We start from the raw sequence: 22421 nt of genomic DNA, 5'->3' as shown, positions 1-22421 counted from the left end.
TATTCATAAGATATATAACAATAATCAAATTAAATATTGTTAATCACAAAGGAGCTTTTATGTTTGAAAAATCGAAATAAACGGGTTAGACTAAGGCGCCGACGAATACGCCGTCGTAGAAATTACTTACATCCCATACCACCTAAACCAACACATATGCCTTCATCCATCTACCCTGTAGCTACAAGTGATAAAATACCAAAACTTGGCGGTTTAGGATCAATCATAAATATCCTATCTTCAGCTCAATGGCCAAAGATTTGGCATGGATTTATCAAAATTCGTACAACAGTCAAAACCTTAAATAAATCACTTCAAAGATTAGAAAAAATCATGGACTCTGCTTATCAGATGATCGGTGTAGCAGGAAGTATTTGGGATAAGAAAGGAAAACCACCTACCCAAGGACCCACAGAAAACTTTTTACCTGGATTACCAAATAAAAATAAACCAAGTTTACCACCGCTACCTAACAAAAATTTACAACCTCATTTTAGTATGCAAAACAAATCAAATCATCATAAGGAAGGACTGAATGAATTACAATTAGATTCTTCATCATTTAAAGATTTTAGTGATATTAAAGAAAATGATAAAAATGAAAAATTACCTGATCCTAAAATGATTATGGGTATCTTGCAATCACCTATGGTACAACATTGGTTAGCTAAATGGCTAAATAATAGCAATAAAAAAGGGTAGTGGCCAATAAGGCCAGATACCCTTTTTTATTGCTTCTAATTTTAAATTAACAATCATGGCCGGCTTCCCTAATTTCCTCATTTTTACAATCCCAAGCCCTCTTGATAATTTCATAATAAATCATAATTGAAAAAAAATTAGAAGCCTGTCTGTATAATACGTATTTTCACCCTAAAATGTGCTAACTCTTAAGAAAATTATAAAGAAACTTCTTCGGCCGTACATTTACGATACATTAGAGCTTTTACAGCAATTAGAGGATCCTTATGCAAAAATAGAACCTCGTACAAAGAACTAGTAATAGGCATAACAATATTTTCCCTCTGTGACAAGAAATGAGCAATTTTAGTTGTTCTAATGCCCTCGACAACCATCCCAAATTTTAACTGAACTTCATCCACAGGCATACCCTGGCTGATCAAATAACCAGCCTTCCAATTGCGACTATGATGACTATTGCATGTAACAATCAAATCACCAATGCCAGCTAAGCCACCAAAAGTAGCATGATTGGCCCCAAAATGTATTCCAAAACGGGCAATTTCCGCTAATCCCCTTGTTAACAAAGCAGCTTTAGCATTATCACCTAAGCAGAGTCCATCCACCATCCCGGATGCTAAAGCTATTATATTCTTTAAAGCTCCCGCAATCTCTACCCCAACAATATCCTGATTAGTATATACACGTACACAAGAACCTAAAAACAACTTTTGCATAGTCTCCAAAAAATGTTGTGAACGCGAAGCCACAACTACAGCAGCAGGTAAATCACGCACCACTTCTTCAGCATGACTGGGGCCTGCTAAAGCGATAATAGGTTGTTTTAGCGATAAGGTTTCTGTTAATACCTCTGACATATAATTGTAAGTACTATCTTCAAAACCCTTTGCTGCATGCACAACCAAAACATCATCCGCTACGTATTCCTTAGCCTGCTCAGCTACTTCCCTCATAGCAAATGAAGGAACAGCAAAGATAACGACTTGAGCATGCTGTAAAACATAAAACAAAGATGACGAAGCTTGTATACGAGACGATAATTTTACACTTGGTAAATATCGATCATTCGTCAAACAATTATTTAACTCATCAACAACAACGGAACTACGAGCCCATAGCTTAACACTCTTTATAAACTTCTGCTTTGCAAACAAAAAAGCTAAAGCTGTACCCCAACTACCCGCTCCTAAAACCGCAACATGACCAGGACAACCAACATCTACCAAAAACGCCTCTCCCTTCGATGAAATAAGGCGTAAATATTTTCTTTATGCTTCCAGATACAAATACACGCTAAAAACAGAGCCACAATAACAGATAAAACACTGTACGCATAAAACCAAACTAAAAAAGGAAAAAATAATACGCCTAAGATCGAACCCAAAGATACATACCTGGTTAAAATAATCACCAATAAGGCCAATAATACAATCCATGTAGTAATACGCCAATCAAAAACTACCACCATACCCATCATCGTGGCAATACCTTTACCTCCTTTAAAACGCAAAAAAGCAGGAAAAATATGCCCCGCGACAACAAAAAAACCTACCAAGATTAAATCCTGACTTGTAACATCAAAAAAAGAAGTAAAAACTAAAGGTAAAGAAACAGCTAAAACACCCTTAATTGCATCTAGAAACAAAACCAAGATACCAAATTTCTTACCTAAAACACGTGCAACATTTGTTGCTCCAGCATTTCCACTACCTTGTTCGCGTATATCCTGACCATGAAACATAATTTTCGTAATAAGGTACCCTGGATTAAAAGAGCCTATTAAATAAGAAACAATACATAGAAAGATAATTAAAATAATATAATTAGATCCCATTCATAAAACATCACCTTTTTATCAAAGAAGTCTTCTGTCGAAGACGGATTTTCAAAGGAATACCAGAAAGGGGTAATGCACGGTACAGAGCATTTTCTAAATATCTTAAATAACTAAAATGTAAACGATCGGGATCATTAACAAAAATTAAAATACAAGGCGGAGACGTAGCTACTTGTGTCGCATAATATATCCTAAAAGCCTTACCAGCTTTGGAAGGAGGAGGCATGTGTCCTTGAGCTTCATGTAAAATATTATTAATCAATGAAGTAGGAAATTTTTGTTGCTGCCTTTGATGTAGATCAATCACCATCGGTAATAGCTGATTAATATTCCATCCTGTTTTAGCGGAAACAAAACAAACAGGAATATCTTTACAAGCCGACAAACGATGTTTCAAATCTTGACGCCATTGATTCTTTCCTTCAGATTCTAAATCCCATTTATTTAAAATACATACCATAGGCTTATTAGCATCCTGAATCAAACCTACAATACGTAGATCTTGCGCTGTAATCTTCTCTTGTGCTTCAAACATCATACATACAACATCCGCACGTTCAATCTGCTTAACAGTTTTCAAAATACTTAGATGCTCTGTAAAGAGGGAAACGCGACTTTTACGACGCATACCAGCTGTATCGATTAAAACAAAAGGCTGACTACCCCATGTAAAAAAAGTATCGACCGAATCACGAGTTGTACCAGGTACATCACTTACGATAACACGTTCAAAACCTAGTAACTTATTAAACAATGATGATTTACCGACATTAGGCCGCCCAACAAGTGCAACCTTAATGGCATCACCATCATTTTCTTCTTCACCAATTTTAGATGAAGGTAAATATTCAATCAATTTATCTAAAAGATCACCTGTACCTAAACCATGAGCAGCAGAAACAAAAAAAACATCGCCAAAACCTAAATTATAAGCATCATAAGCGGTAGAAACCTTCTGCTGATCATCAACCTTATTAACAACTAATAAAACAGGCTTAGACATACGCCTTAAACGGTTAGCAATCTCCTGGTCTAACGATGTAATCCCTTCACGGGCATCTAGTAACAACATAATCACATCAGCGCCAGCCATTGCTTCCTCAGCCTGCTTATTAATTGAAGCGACAAAAGGATCTTGCTCATCACCTAACAAACCACCCGTATCTACGAGTGTAAAAGCGCGATCATTCCACACACATTGCCTGAACAACCTATCCCGTGTGACACCAGGCATATTTTCTGTAATAGCATGCCTCTCACCGACAAGACGATTAAAAAGAGATGACTTACCAACATTAGGTCTACCTATGACAGCAACTATGGGCGTTTGCATAAAAAAACCACCTTTATCAAGCTAAAAGAAGAGACAAGTAAATACTAACACTACGAACATACCCCACGCAATTAATATCAACCAATTTCAATTCCTGGATAAGAAAATCAAGGTATGTAAATCCAAACTGTTCAATTTCCAACCTCTTATTCACATATAAATCATTTTCTCGGTTTTTAAATCAAGCATAACTTAATATATCAAAAGAATAAACAACAATATAAGCATAAATATCCATTTTTAATATTGAGCTTGTCACATAACCCATGTTAAATAGTGTTTAAGACTCTAATTTAATACAAAAAAATCTATGATAATGGCTATTTTTGTGTTTAAATTACAACATTACTAATCGTCTATATTAATATTTCTGGACAAGTCCATTATAATTTTTAATATTATGTTATTTATGTAATAAAAAATATAATATTAAAAATTATAAATATTTATTATTATTATATAAAAAAAATAAAAACGGATATACCAATAATCTTAAAAGCCAAAAAACCGACGCTTAAATTAAACAGCAAAAAGAAATGCAGTAAAAAATTAGAAATTAGATTTTAAGGTTGAACCTGATTTTAGAAAAATAAAATTTATTTAACTCTTATAGAAATAATAATATAAACAATTAGCAAAGATGATTGGCATTTATTTATATTTTTAAAATTTTATCTAAAACCACAAAATTAAAAATAATGACTTTTATATATTTAATTAACATATAAAAACCAAAATTTTCATTATAAATATATAATATTAATAGTTTTAAATTTCTTCTAAAAAATAAATCAGAGAAAAATTCTTTTATTGCTTTATAATTCGTGTAAATTTAAATTGCAATATTATTTTATTTTTTATATTTTAATACTATCTCATGTAATTTAAACCAAAAATTAGCCATTATCATAGATTTTAGTACATTCGATTAGATTCTTAAAACCTATTTACAGCGGATTTCGGGACAAGCTCTCAGTATCAAAAGCATAAATAAATGCTATTAGTTAAAATTTATATATTTATTTAATAAAGAAATTTATCTTATATCAAATAAAAATCAACAAGAGTTCCATAGATAAAATGCACCCAAAATTAATTTATAATTTTTCAATTCATTTTATAGCATATAAAGTAACATATAAAAATAAGATCAAGCAATTTTAATTACGTTGAACTAAAAGAAAAGTATGCTCATCTAAAGCATACGCACATGCTAATAGAAAACGTTCTAAAATACCAGCATATCGATTCAAGCTATCTTTATCTGAAACCTTAAAAACCGTCACTCCTGATCCGCTAACAATGTTATCTTCTGCAGTTGTCACTATAGCTACTAACTTTGGTCGATTAATGCTTATTCTACTTATATAAATCATCCCTTTCAATATATTATGTAAATATATTTATTTTTAAATTTATTTCTGTTTTTATTTTTTAAATTTATTTCTGTTTTTATAATTCATATTTATTGATTATTCCATTTGTTTTACTCCAGCCTTGCTTGGACCACGAACTACACTTTCTAAAATCGGTATATTATAAATAACTTTTTTAATTATATCGTGATTAAAAACAGTATGTGGGATTAATAAAACAATTAAACCACCATTTTTTAAATCACGTTTAGACATAGGAGTAATTATAGGCATAGCAACATCAAAATAGATACCTAAAACAGTAGAAGCATCGTGTAAAATAGCTTGTCTCTGGCCTAAATTAGTAAAAATCATTTCATGACAACGCTGTTTAGGTCTTATAATAAGACCAACGCCAAATTTTTCTATAGTTTGTTTCATCTCTTTCACACCAATGTTCGTTAAATATATACTATTAATATACAAATCAGCATCCGAAAATGTAATAGGAACAATATCTACAGTAGCAATATCACGAATACAACGACTACGTAAAATTAAACGACTGACCAAAAATAAAACAGATCCTATTAACAAACCAAAACCAGGACTTTGAAAAACCATCGTAACTAAAGAACTAACAAGCGAAGCCCCTATAACAAAATAATTACGTCCTTCAAAGACCATAGCCATACCTTCAATATAGTTAGAACCACGCCGTACTAATTCGGTTGTATCCAAACAAGCCAATGTATCTCGTTCAACTTTACGAACTTCCCTAAACTGCTGCGCTGCTAAAGATAAAAAAGTTACTGCGATATAGTTCTCATCCAATAAAGCAGGAATAGCCACGGAACCTAATGCTGAAGCAATAATGCCTAAAGAAACATGAACAATATATCCATGGGGATAACTTGGATATTGACGATAATCCATTTGCAAAATACGTAGCCTTACAGATATCCCTACAATCATCCCTACAATAACTGCCCATGTTTTTAAATCGAAATTTAAATCCATAAAATATCAAACCCCTTGAAATTCATTCTATATAATTCCCTTTCTTAATCTATTTTTTATAGATATATTTTTTATAATAAAACAAAAATAACCACTTAAAATAATAATGATAAAACCTAAACGAAAAGAACCATCACCCAGAATAACTGGTATTAATCTATCCTTTAATAAAAGGAAACACCATAATTTCCAAAACATCCAATTACCTAAACAAAAACTTATGGCATGACTTAAACGACTAAAATATAATACAGAACATATAACCCAAAAAAAGAGAATAAACAAAGAAAACCATAATTTAATAAAAAACATCAAGTCAGACAAAAGAAAAATACCCAGAAGCGGAACCGTACTAAAAACCAAAATAACACTTAATAAATAAAATAATCTTTCCCAACGAAAAGAAACAAAAAAATACAAAATAAAAAAAAACATATTATATAAGAAACATGAACAAACACATATTCATTTACCATAAAAGAAGGTAATAAAAAAGACAAGCTAATCATAAAAAACATTGCCTTTAAATAAAAAACTTTCAAATGCAACATAGGAGCAAAATTACGAAACCAACCCGTAAACAATAAAATAAAAAAAGACCAACTCAAAAGCGCAGAGGAAACATCTATAGCCAAGAAAATACCCTCCTTAACATCTGTCTAGTATGATACTTAAAAGAAAAAAAAATAAATAAATACTAAATAAATTATTAAGAAAAAAATTGTAAAATTTAAAAGAAAAAGATAAATAAAAAATTCAAAAATGCTAAAAAATGTTATATGATAAAAAGTTATTATGTATGATGGACTTGTCCAGAAATATTAATAGGACTTGTGCCTAAACTTTAATGCAATGTTTATTTGAGACTAATAAAGTGTTTTCAAAGATGTTATTATCATTACTTTCATGATTATATTTTATCATAAGTGTTAAAATATCAATAAACATGTTTTAATAAGGAAACTAAGTTTTACTTATTCCTCTTATATGTTTAATTTAATTATTTAAATTTAAATAATAGCTAAAATTATATTGATTTGATACAATTGATTGTTCGTGTAAATTGTCTGAATTTTTTAATTTATATTTTTGGATTTTATATAAATTTTTTGAATTTATCTAAAGATAAATGATGATTGAATATTGCTGAGATTAGATCAAATTGCTTTGAGAAATTTTTCAGTTTATTACGATATCTATTAGCAATAAGCTTGAATCTTTTTAGCCATCCTATAACTCTTTCAACTAAGGATCTTTCTTGGGATAAAATATGGTTATAGTCTTTTTCTTCTTGGCTTAAAACCTTGTATTTACTGTTTTGATAAGGTATAATCGCATACAAATGATATTGGTTTAGGCCTTTAAAACCTGAATCACCTAGCAACGTTGCGTTTTCTGATAATGGAATACGTGATTTTTTGTAAAGATTAAAATCATGTACGCTACCAGGAGCGTAATTTGTAAAATAAATCTTGGCAGTTTTAGAGCAAATTAAAATTAAGGATTTCTTACTTGTTTGTTTTTTACGTCCAGATAAATAGGGTTTGTAATTCACCTTAGGACGTTGAATGCATATTTCTGTACCATCTATAATGAATCTGCCATATGTTAAGCTAGGTAGATATTTTTTCATATTTTTAGGATTTTCTTTATTAAGTACTTTTGTTGCGACAGCTTGTACCTTTTTTATAGTTTTATTAACAGTACTGCTAGTAACATCGAAAGTTTTTGCAATACTTCTATAAGTACGACCAAAGAAAAAATTATGAAAAAACAATAACACTTGATTTTCCGGGTCAAGTATGTTTGGTCTACCCCCTTTTTCATGGTTTTTCAAGTCATATTTCCGCACACTTTCTACTATAATTGAAAAGGTTATTTTATCGACGCCTACGGCGGACATAAATTCTTTTTCTGTTAATTTTGCTATTTTTGCATATTCCATATTTACATATCTCTTGTTAATATTAGACATAGTTATCTGCTCTTTTCTTTTAGTGTTAAATTCCATATTAATAGTAGTATATATACATAAAAAAAACAACACAATTTAATAATAGTGTTGTTTTTTTTATGTATATAAAGAAATAGCATTTTAATTTAAAGATATCAAAACACAAAAATTTATCTTTTTTCATATCTTAATGAAATTCCAAAAAAATAATAATATATATAATATTTTTTAGTTTATTCAGATTATTATAACAATATAGCTCATAAATAAGAATAGATATTGAAATTTTATATTTTTAAAAAAATTTAAAAATATCCATAAATGACAATTGTTCGTCTTAATCACATGTATTAAAGTTTAGGCACAAGTCCATATAGCCGATTAGTAATGGTCTAATTTAATGCAAAAAAATAGCCATGATCATAGCTTTTAGTGACTTTGATTAAACACTTAAACTCTCTTCAAATTGATTCTTGGACAAGTCCAATAAACAATTATTTATGATAAAAATTTATATGCTCTATCTTTGGTCATCCATCATTTTGTGCAATAAAACACAAATATATGACTGTATAAGAATAAATTTATAAAACTTTACTAATTAAGATAAAATTATCCTAGATAAATAAAAATAATTTTCACCTGAACTTCTCATAACAAAAACTAAAAACCAAAAAATCTCTGACAAACTTTATATAGACAAAAAACTTTGTTTTGTGTTTTTTAAAACATCTTTAACTTATAAAATAATATTCAAATTATAAATAAAAATAATATTAATCCATAATTTAACCTATAAATTATTTCTATATAATGTCAATTTAAAAATATAAGTATTAATCTTATAAATATTTATTATAAAATAACTAGAACTTGCCGGAAAATACGAATATAAAAAATTAGCAAATAGGCTTAATATCTATTACTAATTTTATTAAAAGAATTAAAAACAAAAATAAACTTTATATATATTTTTTGATATATCCAAAATAATATTTTTGTCATATATATTATTAATAATTTTAAATTGATTTTAAAAAATAACCCAAAGGTAATTTTTTAATTTAATGGATTTTAGATTTTATTTAATCAATCTTTATATTAATTTATAATGAAATTAAAAAATTTAACTGAGAATAAAATAAAAAATAAATAAATAAATAAAAAAGACTAACCTTATTAAGGATTAGTCTTTTTTAGAATGAAAATTAATTAACAATAGCAGTGATGATCTTATTTACAAGAGGCATAAAAGATGATGCAACTGAAACCATCAAATGTAGAAATCCGCTCACATCCCATCCTCCTCTGTAAGACAAATTGTAAAAGCAGATTTGATTTGATTAAAAAATAAAATAATCTTGAATAATATTGATCAACCCGCCTGTTGTCAATCCACAAAATCACATAGAACCATTTAATATATCCAAAACTAAACTATTGAGCCTATGTCCTTGTGTGAAACCACAAAAAGAAAATATTCATAAAATATCACAAGGTATAGCCGCATAAAATTTTTAAAACCTTTAAAAACCACTAAACAGAACTTGTTAAGGTTTTTAATATAGGAAGAATACTATCCATAAATGGAACTATAAACGGCTGTACGATATCTATCAAAGCAGAAGCTGCCTGAGCTATCTCAGGATGCGTCACGGTGATCATATTCCCGACACTTGTGGTAGATAACATTAGAAGATATTCCATATCAGATCTCCTTCTTGTGCGTTATGAATATACGGGTATATAATTTAAACTAATAAATATTTACATTTTTAAGATGACAAGCCACGAACGACACTGCTTACAATATTTACAATATCACTAACAATACCAATAAGACCATTACTACCATTACTAACACTTGTCGTAGCTGGTTGTATTGCATTAGCTTGTTGCTGTTGTTGATGTTGCTGCTGATTACTCACAGCAGTCGTAATCTGTTGTTGATTATTAGATAAAGCTGCAATCTGTTTCTGCTGTTGCTCTAAACCATTTGCTAAAATAGCTATCTTCTTATCATAAGCTAAAGAATCTACTTGTGCACTATCCCCGGGAGAAACTATCGTATCTTTAAGTGTGCTCATTTCATCATCAACATTATCCCTAGAACGCGAAATCGAACTCTTAGAATGCTTATGAGGAGAAGCAGCATTTACATTATAAATTCCTAATGAAAAGCACAAGAAAAAAATCAATAATAATATTAATAAAGCTTTATGTCTATTACTAAAATAAAATATCAATTCCCCAACCACCTTCCGGATATTAAACTAAAGCAATCTTGGTTATGAAATAATATTTGATAAACATGATATTATACGAAAAACACCCGGAAAACAAGTAGAAAAACTTAAATAAATATAATAATATTTTACTTTCTATTTATATGATTAAGAATAATTCAAAATACTAGCTCAAGATAAAAATTAAAAATACCTTTAATCATATTAACAAAAAAACTAGCATGAACATTATATTTATGCGTATTTGGTTGTGCCATCAAAGATTTTTGAAAAGATAATTGATTAGCAGGTAAAAAAATGCCGCATAATAATTTAATAAAATTATTTATAAGACCATTTATCATATTTTTTGATTGTTTGATTTACCAACAAAAATATTATTTGCATTTTAAAGAAGCTGAAACTTTACCAAAAGAATAAGAAAAAGACTTAGGTTGTCCTACTATAGCTTGCGTACCAAAATTTAAGGCCATAGCAACATTTGATCTAAACAAAGATCGCAAAAAGTAAACAAAACAAAAATCTTAAAAAAATCACCCGATTATCTTTCTGAAACAGTACCATTTAAGTACCTTAAAATAAAAATGATATTGATCCAAAAAAAACACATCTGATAAACGTATTTTAAATTAACATTAAATTAATATTACAAATTAATATTAATTTAATGTTATTTGATAATTAATATTATACAAAAACAAAGTACAATAAAATAAAAATAAATTCTAAAACAAAAGAGAAAATAAAACTAATATAAATAGTTTTATTTTATAATTTCAAGTTTTATAAGCAGAAAATCTAATAAAAAAATAAATCAATTTATAAATAAACAGAGTATACCGCAATAATGTAATTGGTAGTAACCACGGTTTTAAAACCAATATATAAAAATAAAAACTTTTATGGATCTTTTTAATTATTACTGTAATTGCCAAAAAAAAGATGAAGTAAATTGGGATATTAACCCCAATTTACGAAAAAATTTGACCAAATGGGATTTATTTGTTAACCTACAATTAATAGACATTTGCTATCCCCCTGTTGTGTGTGTGCTTAACACTTACATTCTACACAGGTGATAGAGGAATGTCTATTTTTGTTTGTAAAATATTAAAATATAATATATTGTAAACTTTGGAAAAATAATAAAATTTTATTATTTTTATTAATAATTTACATTTTTTTGCTTTTTTTGCATGTACAGTTATTAAATTAAAATATTGTAATATTTTTTAAAATAAACCCTTTTAAAATTCTTGTAAAAATCAAGTTATAACTCAACTTTTACTTCTATTTCTTTTATTAGAATAAGGTGTTATTTTCCATGCATAGCGAAAATCTTTCTTTTCGTCCCAAGATTTACCTAGTTCAAGATGTCTATAAAAAGCTGCAATTTCTTTACTATATTTTTCATACAAAGGTAATAATCTTAATTTTTCGTCAATTTGCGGCAACCATACACGTATACGACTCCTATCACCAGCATAATATGCTCGTTGGATTTCTGGATCACGTAATGGTTCCTGATGCAAAAGATGTATATTTTTGATCACCAGAGCAGCAACAGAAAGCACCCCTCGTGTTATCAGAGGAGAAATAAGCCAGCTAGGTAATGTTCTATACTCAAACCCACCATGGTCTTTTTCACGATAATTACCTAAAAAACCATATTTCATTCTCCTAACACGACTGCGATCGTCTTCAATAAGTGTTAATGGTAAAGCTAAATAGTTATCTAAGGCTCGCAAAATAGGGAAAGTAGGTTTTAGACCACCAAAATGTACATGACCTCCTAAAGGAAGCCCTTTATGAGGCATGGCACCAGCTAACCAACGAGATTCCACATTTTTCATACGCAAATTAGCTTGTAAAAGACTATGACGCAATTCAAAAAATAAAGCATTAGGCTCAGTACGTGGTGGTGGCCTTAATTCAACAATAGGTTTTTTATTTCTTCCTGTACCCACACAGATAGCATCGCATCCTATACGGCCTTTAACAGGAAAATAATGTGAAGCAACCATTAAATAACCTTGTAATGATTGCATCACAAATTCCGGATCAGCACCTAGGGATAATTTGTGCTTTAGCCAAGGCTCTTTTTTTAACCATTGATAATATTCTAATATTGCTTGCGCAAATAATTTAGCTAACTCATAATGACATCGTGGATTGGAAAGAACATGTGAGACGCAAACACGACGTTCTGTACCAACTCCACAACGCACAACACCATAATCTAAGCCTAAGGCATAAAGTGCATGTATGGCCATGCGACTAACACGCTTTAATTCCTTATTATTCTGATCGTGCAGCGATACCCGACGAAAACTTTGCTTATGAGTTAAATGAGCTTTCGTGAGTAAAGCCGGCGTATCGACAGAACGATAAATGCGTAAGATTTTCGTTTGGAAAATACCTACCCAATAAACACGCAAAAGACGTATATCAAGAGCTGTAGAAATACCATGTAACCTCAACCATTCTTCTTGTTGAGCTTCAGGTCGTGACATCGTCGAGCGTTCTGGTGCATTTAAAACATGTAATAAATCATTCCTAGGTTCCATGTCCAGTTTAATCGATTCAGGTAATCGACCTTGAATTAAAATCTTTTTGGCCAGATTATCTTCATCTAATAAAATTAATTCTTCTCCAGAAAGCGTGAGGGTACCCATCTGACACCCTCCTTGCAGAGATGGTCCTCAACTTAATAAGGATCTAAAAACAGCGTTAATAATTTGTTAATTATTATTTTCAAGATCGTCTAATAAAAGATCAGGATCAAGATCTTCAAAAGACTGTATTTCACCTGAATCTTCCATCAAACTATGCTCTTTATCATCCGCTTCCGCATACGAAAGAGGATAAACAGCAACGCATAATCTAGTCTCACCAACAAGTTCAACTAAAATCTCTTTCTCAACACGTACTTGAACTGCATCTTTAGCAATATTAAAAGCCGCTTCGACACAATTTGGTGACTGTGTCACAGTCATATTTATTTTTAAATTCAAATCATTCGTATTATGATCCATATATATCATAGGTATAGATTCTACATAATCGACATTTTCTTTAAGAACAGCAGTTTCTGTATTTCCACCCGTAGAATACCAAATATTTAAATCATAGCTACCTAAAACCTCAATCATCTCGTCCTGCCGACGACAGTCATATTTATGATTAATGACCCAAGCGCCAAGAATAGTGTGCATTTTATTTGGGGGTCCAAATGTATGTGATAATTGTGAAAATTTTCGCCCTTTACCCACCACAGCACGTGTGATGATCTGTCGGTAAGTTGGTGCCCGTTCGGTACGCGACAACGTGCTCCCTCCTCCTAGCGTCTTTCTATAAAAGTGTATGCAGGACATCCGCCTAGCGTTCCAAGCTTATGTTAGAAAAAAGTCCCAGATTTAGTAAAATATGCAACAGTTATAATATAAATTAACCTTTTTTCATAATTTATCAATTATTTTAAAAAAAATATAAATATAAAAAAATATGATTTATGTTATAAATCGACATAAAAAACAGCCTCCATATAACATAAATAAATTAAATAAAATTTTATCATCAAAAAGGTTGATCAATAATTTGACCATGCAGAAAAAAAGAATTAGTCGATGTAATTTCCACCCATTTCAATTGACCGATAAGTTCACTTGAACCAACAAAATGAACTAACTTATTAGTACGCGTACGACCGGTTAAACGATCTTGTCGCTTCTTACTTTGACCTTCAACAAGAACTTCTAATTTATTTCCAATAAGTAATTTATTACATGCTAAACTAATATCATTTTGTACAGTTTGTAAATATTGCAAACGATTGCTCTTCGTCACATCTAAAAGATTACACTCCATGTCAGCAGCAGGTGTACCTGAACGAGGTGAATATATAAAAGAAAATACTGCATCAAATTGTACTTCTTTCAATAATTCAATCGTATTCAAAAATTGCTCTTCTGTTTCCCCTGGAAAACCAACAATAATATCCGTTGTAAGCACAATATCCGGTATCGCTTCCCTCAACCGTTGTACGAACATCAGATATTGCTCACGCGTATGCCCACGACCCATCCGTTTTAAAATTGTATCGTCTCCTGATTGAACAGGTAAATGAAAATGTTCGACTAAATTTCCGCGTTTTGCTAACACATTAATTAACTCATCGTCGCAATCTTTGGGATGACTTGTAGTAAAACGAACCCTAGATATATTTATTTTACTGAGATCATCTAACAAATTTGACAAACGATAAGGAAATTTATCAAAATCTTTGCCATAAGCATTCACATTTTGACCCAGCAACGTAACTTCCTGATACCCCTGCTCCGCTAATTGCTTGATCTCTTCAATAATATCCTCGGGTTGCCGACTTCGTTCCTTACCCCGAGTATACGGGACAATACAATAGGTACAAAACTTATCACACCCATACATAATATTTACAAAAGCCCTAAGTTGATCATGACGCAAACGAGGAATTTGTTCAACAATTTCTCCTTCACGTGACCAAACTTCGACAACAATCTCCTTATTAAAATATGCATCTTCTAAAAGATAAGGTAAACGATGAATATTATGTGTACCAAATAACAAATCAACATATGGATATTTCTGCAAAATACGCTTAACAACAACTTCTTCCTGAGCCATACAACCACAAACACCTAAAATAAGTCCTGGATTATCACGCTTATACTTAGCCAAAGTACCTAGCTTGCCAAAAACCTTATCTTCGGCTTTTTCACGTATAGCACAAGTATTTAATAACACCAAATCAGCTTCTTCATATCCTTCATCTTCAGACACAGCTATGTATCCCATATGCTCTAACAACCCAGCTATAGCTTCACTATCATGGACATTCATTTGACAACCATAAGTAATAATTTTATATTTCTTACCTATGCCTAAAGATTTAAGTTTTTCTGATAATGGTTCCATCTTCAATACCGAAGCCGGATCCCTACTCCGCTTTTTAGCAGTAATTAAATTTGGCTTCTGCCAAATGACCATTGTGTCGTCCTCCTAAATATATTTAATTATCCCAAATAATTATTACTAAATTTATTTTAACTTACCGGTTATGCTAATGCACTAAAAATTATTATCACAATCAAAGAAAAAACATTTTATTCTGCGAAAAAAATAACACAAAAAATAAAAAAATGGGCATTAAAAAGTAATAAAAAGTCTAAAAAAACCAATAAACAAAAATAAACAAAAACAATAAACAAAAATAAACAAAAATAAACAAAAATAAACAAAAATAAACAAAAATAAACAAAAATAAACAAAAATAAACAAAAATAAACAAAAATAAACAAAAATAAACAAAAATAAACAAAAATAAACAAAAATAAACAAAAATAAACAAAAATAAACAAAAAAAATCTTATAAGCATCGCCTCAAACAGCGATGCTTATATTATTGCAAATACGAATTATGTCCAACATTATTCATAGGCAAAGCTTGGACAAAAGCATTCACCAATGGTTGAGAAAATTCCGGAGCAAGTCGATGAACAGTATATTGTCTTTGGGAATTCAAATAAAGGAATGATTCATAAGCCATTTCAATATTGTTAGGCAAACTATCAGCAAGAACACGTCTAACTACCGGATTAGTAACCTCACATGAAGCTATAGATTTGATGGAAACTAGAGATTTTAACATACCCATCATATACATAGCAACATGTGCACAAGAAACAGCTTCAGGAGAATCTAATGGACGACGAATAGGCATACCATCTTGAGATGTGTGAAAATAAGTCTTATTATCTTGACGCATCTTATAAGAAACTGTTCGATGTTCTGGGTCCTGACCAGTAGCAAAACATTGCACAAGCATATTATACTCATCAGCTAAAAATGCATATTGACGATCCAAAATCTTCAACAAACGCTCATCTGTTACTTGTGAACGTAAAAGCAAAAATTGATCTAAAACATTTAAATTAGTATGCAACACTTCATGAACTGAAAACAATTCATGCGCCCCATGATTTTGACTTGAAGGCAAGCCATCCAAAAAACGCTCTGCAGGCTTTGGTACACCTGTTTTCTGATCATGTCTAGCCTTCTGATGTCTGTCCTGAGAATGCGTAAAATATAAATCAGGTATCATCCGTTCTTCTCTACCAATTTCTTCATTGAAATTATTTTGCTGCTTATTATTCGGCTGATCACTAGAACCACCACTATTACATCCGCAAAAACCTTTATCCTTATCCAAAAAAATCCCCCCATTTACAAACTACTAATTTACAAAGTAGCTCTCCCTTAAGTTACCCCACATAAAATAATTTCAACCCCTAAAAAAATAATAATTAAAATCCAAAATAATTATAAATAAAAAACAACTTATTATCTAAAAGAAATAAATAAAAGAAACTTAAAATAAAAAATAAATACAAAAAACAGAACATGAATAAAAAGCTTGTCCAAAAAACCCATGTTAAGAACATAATTAAATGCAATAAAAGCTATGATAATAGCTATTGTTTTTTTAAATTACATCATCACTAATTAGCTATATTAATATTTCCGGTCAATTCTAAAACAAGAACATAAAAAAAAGAACATAAAAAAAAGAACATAAAAAAAAGAACATAAAATAAATAAAAAACAAAAAGCATATACAAAAATAAAAACATATTTATATATAAAAAAATATCATGCCCATAAAAAGCAATAAAAAATATATAGTAAGGAGAATAAAAAATTAAAAACTGGCAAGCCATCCTCTTAAACAGCGGCGTTGCGAGCATTTTAATATCATTAACCTTCTTGTCACTACCATATATCGTCAATACACCAAAAATAAGCGAAGCATTAAGCACACAAACAACACCATTCGCTATACAACAAGGTTGGGAATTTGCACAAAAAAAAACTATCATCCCCACCAAAAACAAGGAAGAAATCACTAATGATCAAAATGACAAACAAACATTCGAATTAGAAAAATACCAAGCTTATGAATACATATACGACCAACAAGGTCGTCTACATCAGAAAAAAAAACTTCCTGAAAACGTATACATACGCTATCAAAATTAAAAAATATATCGAACAAAACAAACATTAAATAGGAGTTGTTTTTAAACATCTGTAATTTAGAAACACATAAGGTCATAATTTTTAATTTTTAATTTTTAATTTTTAAAAATGAACTTAACAAGTTGAATTTAATCTAAGTCGGAATGTTATTTGTTCATACCAAAAGATAATTTTTATTTTTCAGATAATTAAAAAGACTTATGTGTGATTATCTGAAAATCAGAATTTATATATTTATATTATCCTAATCAATTTAACTATATTTCCGGATAGCCCTAAAAAACCTAACCTTTTTAGGTTTTTTACCATATTACCATATTTATACTTTATTAAGTTTATTTATAGATTTATAATACCTGTTTTTAATTTAATAGAATAATCAATTATATATTATATTAATGTTTTCTTTTTTAAACCAAAAGTCCCATGGGATAAAATAAGTTCGACAGTGCTATGGAAAATAATATTCAAAGATGATATTCCTTCCATAAATTATAGAAAGTAAATATAGATCGTACCTTAAATTAGATCAGCTTATTTTTTCTCCTAATGTTTATGAAAGCCCTTTAGAAAATTAACATCACCTATATGTATACAATAAATATCTATAAAAAACTTTAAAATTAATTATAGATATAAAGCTCTTCTTGATACACTTTCTAAGTAGGGTGAAATCTAGATATTTTAAAATATATTTTAATTACCCATCTGTTTGCATAATAATTAAAGATATCTTCGTCTCTTAAGTCCATATATTTATCAATGAAAATTTTTAATTTTAAGATATACCTCAAACTTCATTAAGAGCAATAATCTAAAATACATTAGCAATTTATTTGCGCTTTAATTCATATTTTATATATTAGTATTTATCTTAAATATTAATATAATAGATTAATATTAATATAATTTAAAAAAATAACAATTATCATCGCTTTTATTGCATTCAATTAGGCTCTTAAACGCTCTATACAACGGTTTTAGAAAAAGCTGGGTAAATAAACAATAAAACATATAATTTAATAGACTTAATTTTTTAGACTTAATTTTGATATTTTTATTATTTAAAATATTTATTTAATTCTATTTTATAATGTAATATATATTTATAAGCTAATCTTAATAATCAATTACTAGTATCTATCTAAATCTTTTATTGTTTTTGCAAGTACCGCTTTTAAATAAAAACATAAAATGGGGGAATTTAATTTGAATTTCAAAAAAATTGCGAAGTTATCTATATTAGGACTTATTGTGTGTAGTTTATCTTCAGGATCATTTGCTAATGAAAGAACTAGTTATCCTCACATAGAAAAATTTGTTTTTCAATATATGACATTAAAATTAGATCAGAATCTATTTAATAACATCTCCCCAAATTTAACAGCAGCATAAACAAAGATGAGAGAATTACAACAACCAGGAGAAAAAGATAAAGCTATAAATGACTACGAGGTTATTTTAGGTAATTTGAAACTACAAGTAGCTAATATGGATGAAATTTTATCTAAAGAAAATGAAAATCATGGTTTGAAAGATCTTTTCTATCGTAATAATATTAAATACCAAACTTATGTATTTCAAGATATCATTAACCATCAATTACATGATAAACTAGGAAATGACAAGAACAAAGAAATAGCTGGATTGTTTCAAAATATGATATATAAAAATTAAATTAAAAATTTAGATAAGATTTATGACATTATTAATAAATACCAGGATAGCGCAAATTTAAAACAAAAGTTCAATTATTGGATGGCTATTGCTTTGTATCAAAATAAAAACTCAAAGAAGCCACTTAATAATTTTCCTATTAACACAGAAATAAATAAATTATATAAAGAAATCTTCTGTTAGTATAAATTAGGATTTTAAAAATGCAATATTTGAAATATAAAAAACAATCAAAAAATAGCTTATAATTATAAGCTTAGCCTTTTTAATTACTATAAAAAATTATCTGTTTTTTATAGTATCAATATTAATACTTCAAAAAATGTTTATTATGAACATCGATAAAAACATGGAAAACTATATTTTTCATGATAAAATATATAAATAATATAATTATTTTTAGAATTAATTTAAAAACCGCCTGCAAAAATATTATTTTAAAAATTATTTAGATGAAAAATAATTAGATCCATAGCAAAAGGATTTGGTATAGAATCTAAGAGAAAAATTGTCTATGTAAAATCCTTTTGCATCTCTATGGATATTATACATAGAATAACAAAAAATAGAAAATACTTAATCGAGTAAAAGACTATCAAAATTATTTTAAGCCAAAAAATATTATTTTTATATAAAAAGAAAAGAAAAATTCTATAATTATTCAACTAAAAATTAAAGATAAAAGATTCCAAACGACATTTAATACTTATACGTGCAAGATAATACTAATGTAGCCCATTAGTAAAGTTGGTTAATATTTATTATTATGGTTAATATTTATTTTTATTTTTGATATCTTAATTAAAATCAAATAAAAAAACCAAGTTTTATTATTCTATCATAAGAACTTGTCCAAAAACCAATGTAAAGAGAATTAAAAAAACTAATTGAATGCACTAAAAGTAATTATAATGTCTATTTTTGTGTTTAGATTACAACATTACTCATAAACCTTAATAGAAAAAAAATTACTTTTACCTTTTCGGATATATTAATATTTTAGGACAAGTCCTTAATATTATAATCATTATTTATTCCCATCATGTCTGTTTTGCAACAAGTATTTTATAATTAAGAATTATCCCTACAGGAAGATTCGAAATTTAAAAAATAAGACAAATGAAATTATTGTATTTAGTTGTATACGTTAAATGAAATTACATACCATTTATAGTTTTAATATATAAATTAGACATAAATTAAGGAAACTAAAATATAAGCTTATACTTATTTTTTTGTTGATATTTTAATATTATATATATTTTAAATGCAATAACCCATCCTTAGTTTCTAAGCTAATTTATGCATTTTTTAAAACTATAAATTTTACCATATGATCAATCTTGAAAAAAGCCTAACCTACATTAAGGTTTAGGCACAAGCTCACAATAAAAAATAAAAAAATTATGCAAATTATTGATTTTGTAATAAATATAAATAAACCTTGAGAAAAATTATTTCAAAAAAGCATATAAGGAATGTATAAAATAAAAAATTATTTTTTTATTAAAATATTATCTATTAAGCGTGTTTTTCCCAGATAAACAGCTGCCATGAGAACAAGAGGTCTGACCTCTAAATTAACAGGTATGGCCATCTCTGGGTAGGATCTTAAAGCTACATAGTCTACAGTCAAATTATCGATACTTTCTAAGCGATCGCGTAATCTATGTTCTAAATCAACGTAGTCATCAACGCGCTTGCTATGTAAATAAATGTCGACGGTATGTTTTAGAGCAACAGGAAAAGCGGCAGCGATTTTCTTTTCTTCCTGCGCCAAATATACATTCCGTGAACTAAAAGCCAATCCATTTACCTCGCGTATTGTTTCGCAAGGGATAACTTCAACCGATAAATTAAAATCTTGTACCATCTGTTTAACAACAGCGAGTTGCTGAATATCCTTCTCACCTAAATACACACGCGTCGGTCTGATGATATTAAAAAACTTTAATAAAACCGTAGCAACACCATCAAAATGACCCTTTCTTTTCGCACCACACATACCTTCTGCCGCACCTTCAACATGAACCGTGGTCGCAAAATTTAAACCATAGATATCTTGTTGCTTCGGTACAAATAAAATATCTACGCCCATGGAAATAGCTAGATCATAATCACGCTGTAAACAATGTGGATATGTTTGATAATCTTCACCAGAACCAAATTGTAATGGATTAACAAAAATCGATAGGACGACTAAATCATTTTCTTGACGTGCTCTTTTTAATAAAGACAAATGTCCTTTATGTAATGCACCCATAGTAGGTACAAAACCAACACTTATATCTTTATGACGCCATGTCATATTTTTATTAAAAGATAAAATATCTTCACAAAATTGCAAAAGATCACGCCTCACTTCCATGCATCTTTATTTTTAAAGCTATCCTAACTTCATCAGGTAGAGCAAACCCTTGTTTTTCCAAAGGGAAAGATCCGTTCTTTACATCTTTAATATAATTTTTAACACTAACATCAATCATATCACCTAGTTGAGCATATTGCTTAACAAAAGAAGGCACATGCCCAACCGTCAAACCAAGTAAATCATGCAAAACCAATACTTGACCATGACAAAATCGACCCGATCCAATACCTATAACAGGTACAGAAATATTTTCTGCGATATGTTTAGCTAATAATTCAGGAACACATTCTAAAACAATTGCAAATACCCCAGCTTTAACTAAATGATGTGCTTCATAGATTAACTTTTCAGCTGCTTCCACACTTTTACCTGAAACCAAATATGACCCAAGCTTATTAATCGACTGCGGCAAAAGTCCTAAATGGCCCATTACCGGTATACCAGCTTCAACTAAACGCTTAATATTATTAAATAAATGATCTGTGAAACCCTCTATTTTAACAGCCATCGCTCCGCCTTCTTGGAGCAAACTACTTGCCTGTTGCAATAGACAGTCCGTACTTAAATGGGCTTGTCCAAAAGGTAAATCTGCCACAATAAAAGCACGATGACTACCACGAACAACAGCTTTTGTATGATGGAGCATATCAGACATGGTCACAGGTACAGTTGTCTCATAACCTAAAACCACCGCACCTAATGAATCACCAACTAAAATAATATCAATTCCTGCACGATCGACAAAAAAAGCCATAGGCATATCATAAGCTGTTAACATCGTCATCGGTACTTTATCAACAAACATCTGAGCCAACGAACGTACGCTTAAACGTTTTGCCAAACTTCATCCCC

The 22421-nt window shown here is 29.4% G+C and carries 22 protein-coding genes; 3 read left to right on the top strand and 19 right to left on the bottom strand.

Going from position 1 to position 22421, the window contains the following annotated elements:
• The first annotated feature begins 63 nt into the window (after positions 1 to 63).
• The gene (locus VS182_RS05450; RefSeq protein WP_479484157.1) at positions 64 to 702 is read left to right on the top strand and encodes a hypothetical protein; all 639 of its coding nucleotides are present in this window, start codon (positions 64 to 66) and stop codon (positions 700 to 702) included.
• Between the two features lie 197 nt (positions 703 to 899).
• Here VS182_RS05450 and VS182_RS05445 read toward each other — a convergent pair whose 3' ends face one another.
• The 17 genes from VS182_RS05445 to VS182_RS05365 form a co-directional block, all read right to left on the bottom strand.
• Complete coding sequence (locus tag VS182_RS05445) at positions 900 to 1928, bottom strand: NAD(P)H-dependent glycerol-3-phosphate dehydrogenase (protein WP_479484156.1); 1029 nt, start codon at positions 1926 to 1928, stop codon at positions 900 to 902.
• Positions 1922 to 2536 carry a glycerol-3-phosphate 1-O-acyltransferase PlsY gene (plsY, locus tag VS182_RS05440; RefSeq protein ID WP_479489015.1) on the bottom strand — a complete coding sequence of 205 codons (615 nt, stop codon included), beginning with the start codon at positions 2534 to 2536 and terminating at the stop codon, positions 1922 to 1924. Before plsY ends, VS182_RS05445 begins: the two co-directional genes overlap by 7 nt.
• Positions 2537 to 2546: 10 nt before the next feature.
• The gene (der, locus tag VS182_RS05435; protein ID WP_479484154.1) at positions 2547 to 3872 is read right to left on the bottom strand and encodes a ribosome biogenesis GTPase Der; all 1326 of its coding nucleotides are present in this window, start codon (positions 3870 to 3872) and stop codon (positions 2547 to 2549) included.
• A gap of 16 nt (positions 3873 to 3888) precedes the next feature.
• Positions 3889 to 4026: a hypothetical protein gene (locus VS182_RS05430; protein ID WP_479489014.1), complete on the bottom strand. Its 138-nt coding sequence runs from the start codon at positions 4024 to 4026 to the stop codon at positions 3889 to 3891.
• Positions 4027 to 5032: 1006 nt separating this feature from the next.
• Positions 5033 to 5248 (bottom strand): capping complex subunit for YIEGIA, encoded by a 216-nt coding sequence (locus VS182_RS05425; protein ID WP_479484152.1) that lies wholly within the window; start codon positions 5246 to 5248, stop codon positions 5033 to 5035.
• 96 nt (positions 5249 to 5344) lie between these two features.
• Positions 5345 to 6247, bottom strand: coding sequence for a YIEGIA domain-containing protein (locus VS182_RS05420; RefSeq protein ID WP_479484151.1), 903 nt, complete (start codon positions 6245 to 6247; stop codon positions 5345 to 5347).
• A 27-nt stretch (positions 6248 to 6274) separates the two neighbouring features.
• A complete protein-coding gene (locus VS182_RS05415) occupies positions 6275 to 6610 on the bottom strand; it encodes a hypothetical protein (protein ID WP_479492421.1) in 336 nt (111 codons plus the stop codon).
• Positions 6611 to 6618: 8 nt separating this feature from the next.
• On the bottom strand, positions 6619 to 6882 hold the full coding sequence (locus VS182_RS05410) for a hypothetical protein (protein ID WP_479489013.1): 264 nt from the start codon (positions 6880 to 6882) through the stop codon (positions 6619 to 6621).
• 461 nt (positions 6883 to 7343) lie between these two features.
• Positions 7344 to 8258 (bottom strand): transposase family protein, encoded by a 915-nt coding sequence (locus tag VS182_RS05405; RefSeq protein ID WP_479492400.1) that lies wholly within the window; start codon positions 8256 to 8258, stop codon positions 7344 to 7346.
• A gap of 1479 nt (positions 8259 to 9737) precedes the next feature.
• On the bottom strand, positions 9738 to 9908 hold the full coding sequence (locus tag VS182_RS05400; protein ID WP_479484148.1) for a hypothetical protein: 171 nt from the start codon (positions 9906 to 9908) through the stop codon (positions 9738 to 9740).
• Between the two features lie 68 nt (positions 9909 to 9976).
• The gene (locus VS182_RS05395; RefSeq protein WP_479492420.1) at positions 9977 to 10447 is read right to left on the bottom strand and encodes a hypothetical protein; all 471 of its coding nucleotides are present in this window, start codon (positions 10445 to 10447) and stop codon (positions 9977 to 9979) included.
• 158 nt (positions 10448 to 10605) lie between these two features.
• A complete protein-coding gene (locus VS182_RS05390) occupies positions 10606 to 10791 on the bottom strand; it encodes a hypothetical protein (RefSeq protein ID WP_479492419.1) in 186 nt (61 codons plus the stop codon).
• A 33-nt stretch (positions 10792 to 10824) separates the two neighbouring features.
• Positions 10825 to 10950, bottom strand: coding sequence for a hypothetical protein (locus tag VS182_RS05385; protein WP_479492418.1), 126 nt, complete (start codon positions 10948 to 10950; stop codon positions 10825 to 10827).
• Between the two features lie 774 nt (positions 10951 to 11724).
• Positions 11725 to 13122: a putative amidoligase domain-containing protein gene (locus tag VS182_RS05380; protein ID WP_479484146.1), complete on the bottom strand. Its 1398-nt coding sequence runs from the start codon at positions 13120 to 13122 to the stop codon at positions 11725 to 11727.
• 66 nt (positions 13123 to 13188) lie between these two features.
• Positions 13189 to 13773: an outer spore coat protein CotE gene (cotE, locus tag VS182_RS05375; RefSeq protein ID WP_479492417.1), complete on the bottom strand. Its 585-nt coding sequence runs from the start codon at positions 13771 to 13773 to the stop codon at positions 13189 to 13191.
• Positions 13774 to 14023: 250 nt separating this feature from the next.
• On the bottom strand, positions 14024 to 15472 hold the full coding sequence (miaB, locus tag VS182_RS05370; RefSeq protein ID WP_479492416.1) for a tRNA (N6-isopentenyl adenosine(37)-C2)-methylthiotransferase MiaB: 1449 nt from the start codon (positions 15470 to 15472) through the stop codon (positions 14024 to 14026).
• A 412-nt stretch (positions 15473 to 15884) separates the two neighbouring features.
• Complete coding sequence (locus VS182_RS05365) at positions 15885 to 16694, bottom strand: spore coat protein (protein ID WP_479492415.1); 810 nt, start codon at positions 16692 to 16694, stop codon at positions 15885 to 15887.
• A 554-nt stretch (positions 16695 to 17248) separates the two neighbouring features.
• On the opposite strand from VS182_RS05365, the gene VS182_RS05360 reads away from it, so the two are divergent.
• Positions 17249 to 17521 carry a hypothetical protein gene (locus VS182_RS05360; RefSeq protein WP_479484142.1) on the top strand — a complete coding sequence of 91 codons (273 nt, stop codon included), beginning with the start codon at positions 17249 to 17251 and terminating at the stop codon, positions 17519 to 17521.
• Between the two features lie 1401 nt (positions 17522 to 18922).
• Positions 18923 to 19198, top strand: coding sequence for a hypothetical protein (locus tag VS182_RS05355; RefSeq protein WP_479492414.1), 276 nt, complete (start codon positions 18923 to 18925; stop codon positions 19196 to 19198).
• A 1495-nt stretch (positions 19199 to 20693) separates the two neighbouring features.
• Here VS182_RS05355 and panC read toward each other — a convergent pair.
• Together panC and panB are read right to left on the bottom strand one after the other, a co-directional pair.
• The gene (gene panC, locus VS182_RS05350; RefSeq protein ID WP_479492413.1) at positions 20694 to 21566 is read right to left on the bottom strand and encodes a pantoate--beta-alanine ligase; all 873 of its coding nucleotides are present in this window, start codon (positions 21564 to 21566) and stop codon (positions 20694 to 20696) included.
• Positions 21550 to 22410 (bottom strand): 3-methyl-2-oxobutanoate hydroxymethyltransferase, encoded by an 861-nt coding sequence (gene panB / locus VS182_RS05345; protein WP_479484138.1) that lies wholly within the window; start codon positions 22408 to 22410, stop codon positions 21550 to 21552. The genes panC and panB overlap by 17 nt, the downstream gene beginning before the upstream one ends.
• Positions 22411 to 22421 lie beyond the last annotated feature (11 nt).

The sequence above is a fragment of the Pasteuria ramosa genome, from assembly GCF_056496785.1.
This window is presented reverse-complemented; position numbering and strand designations above follow the sequence as displayed.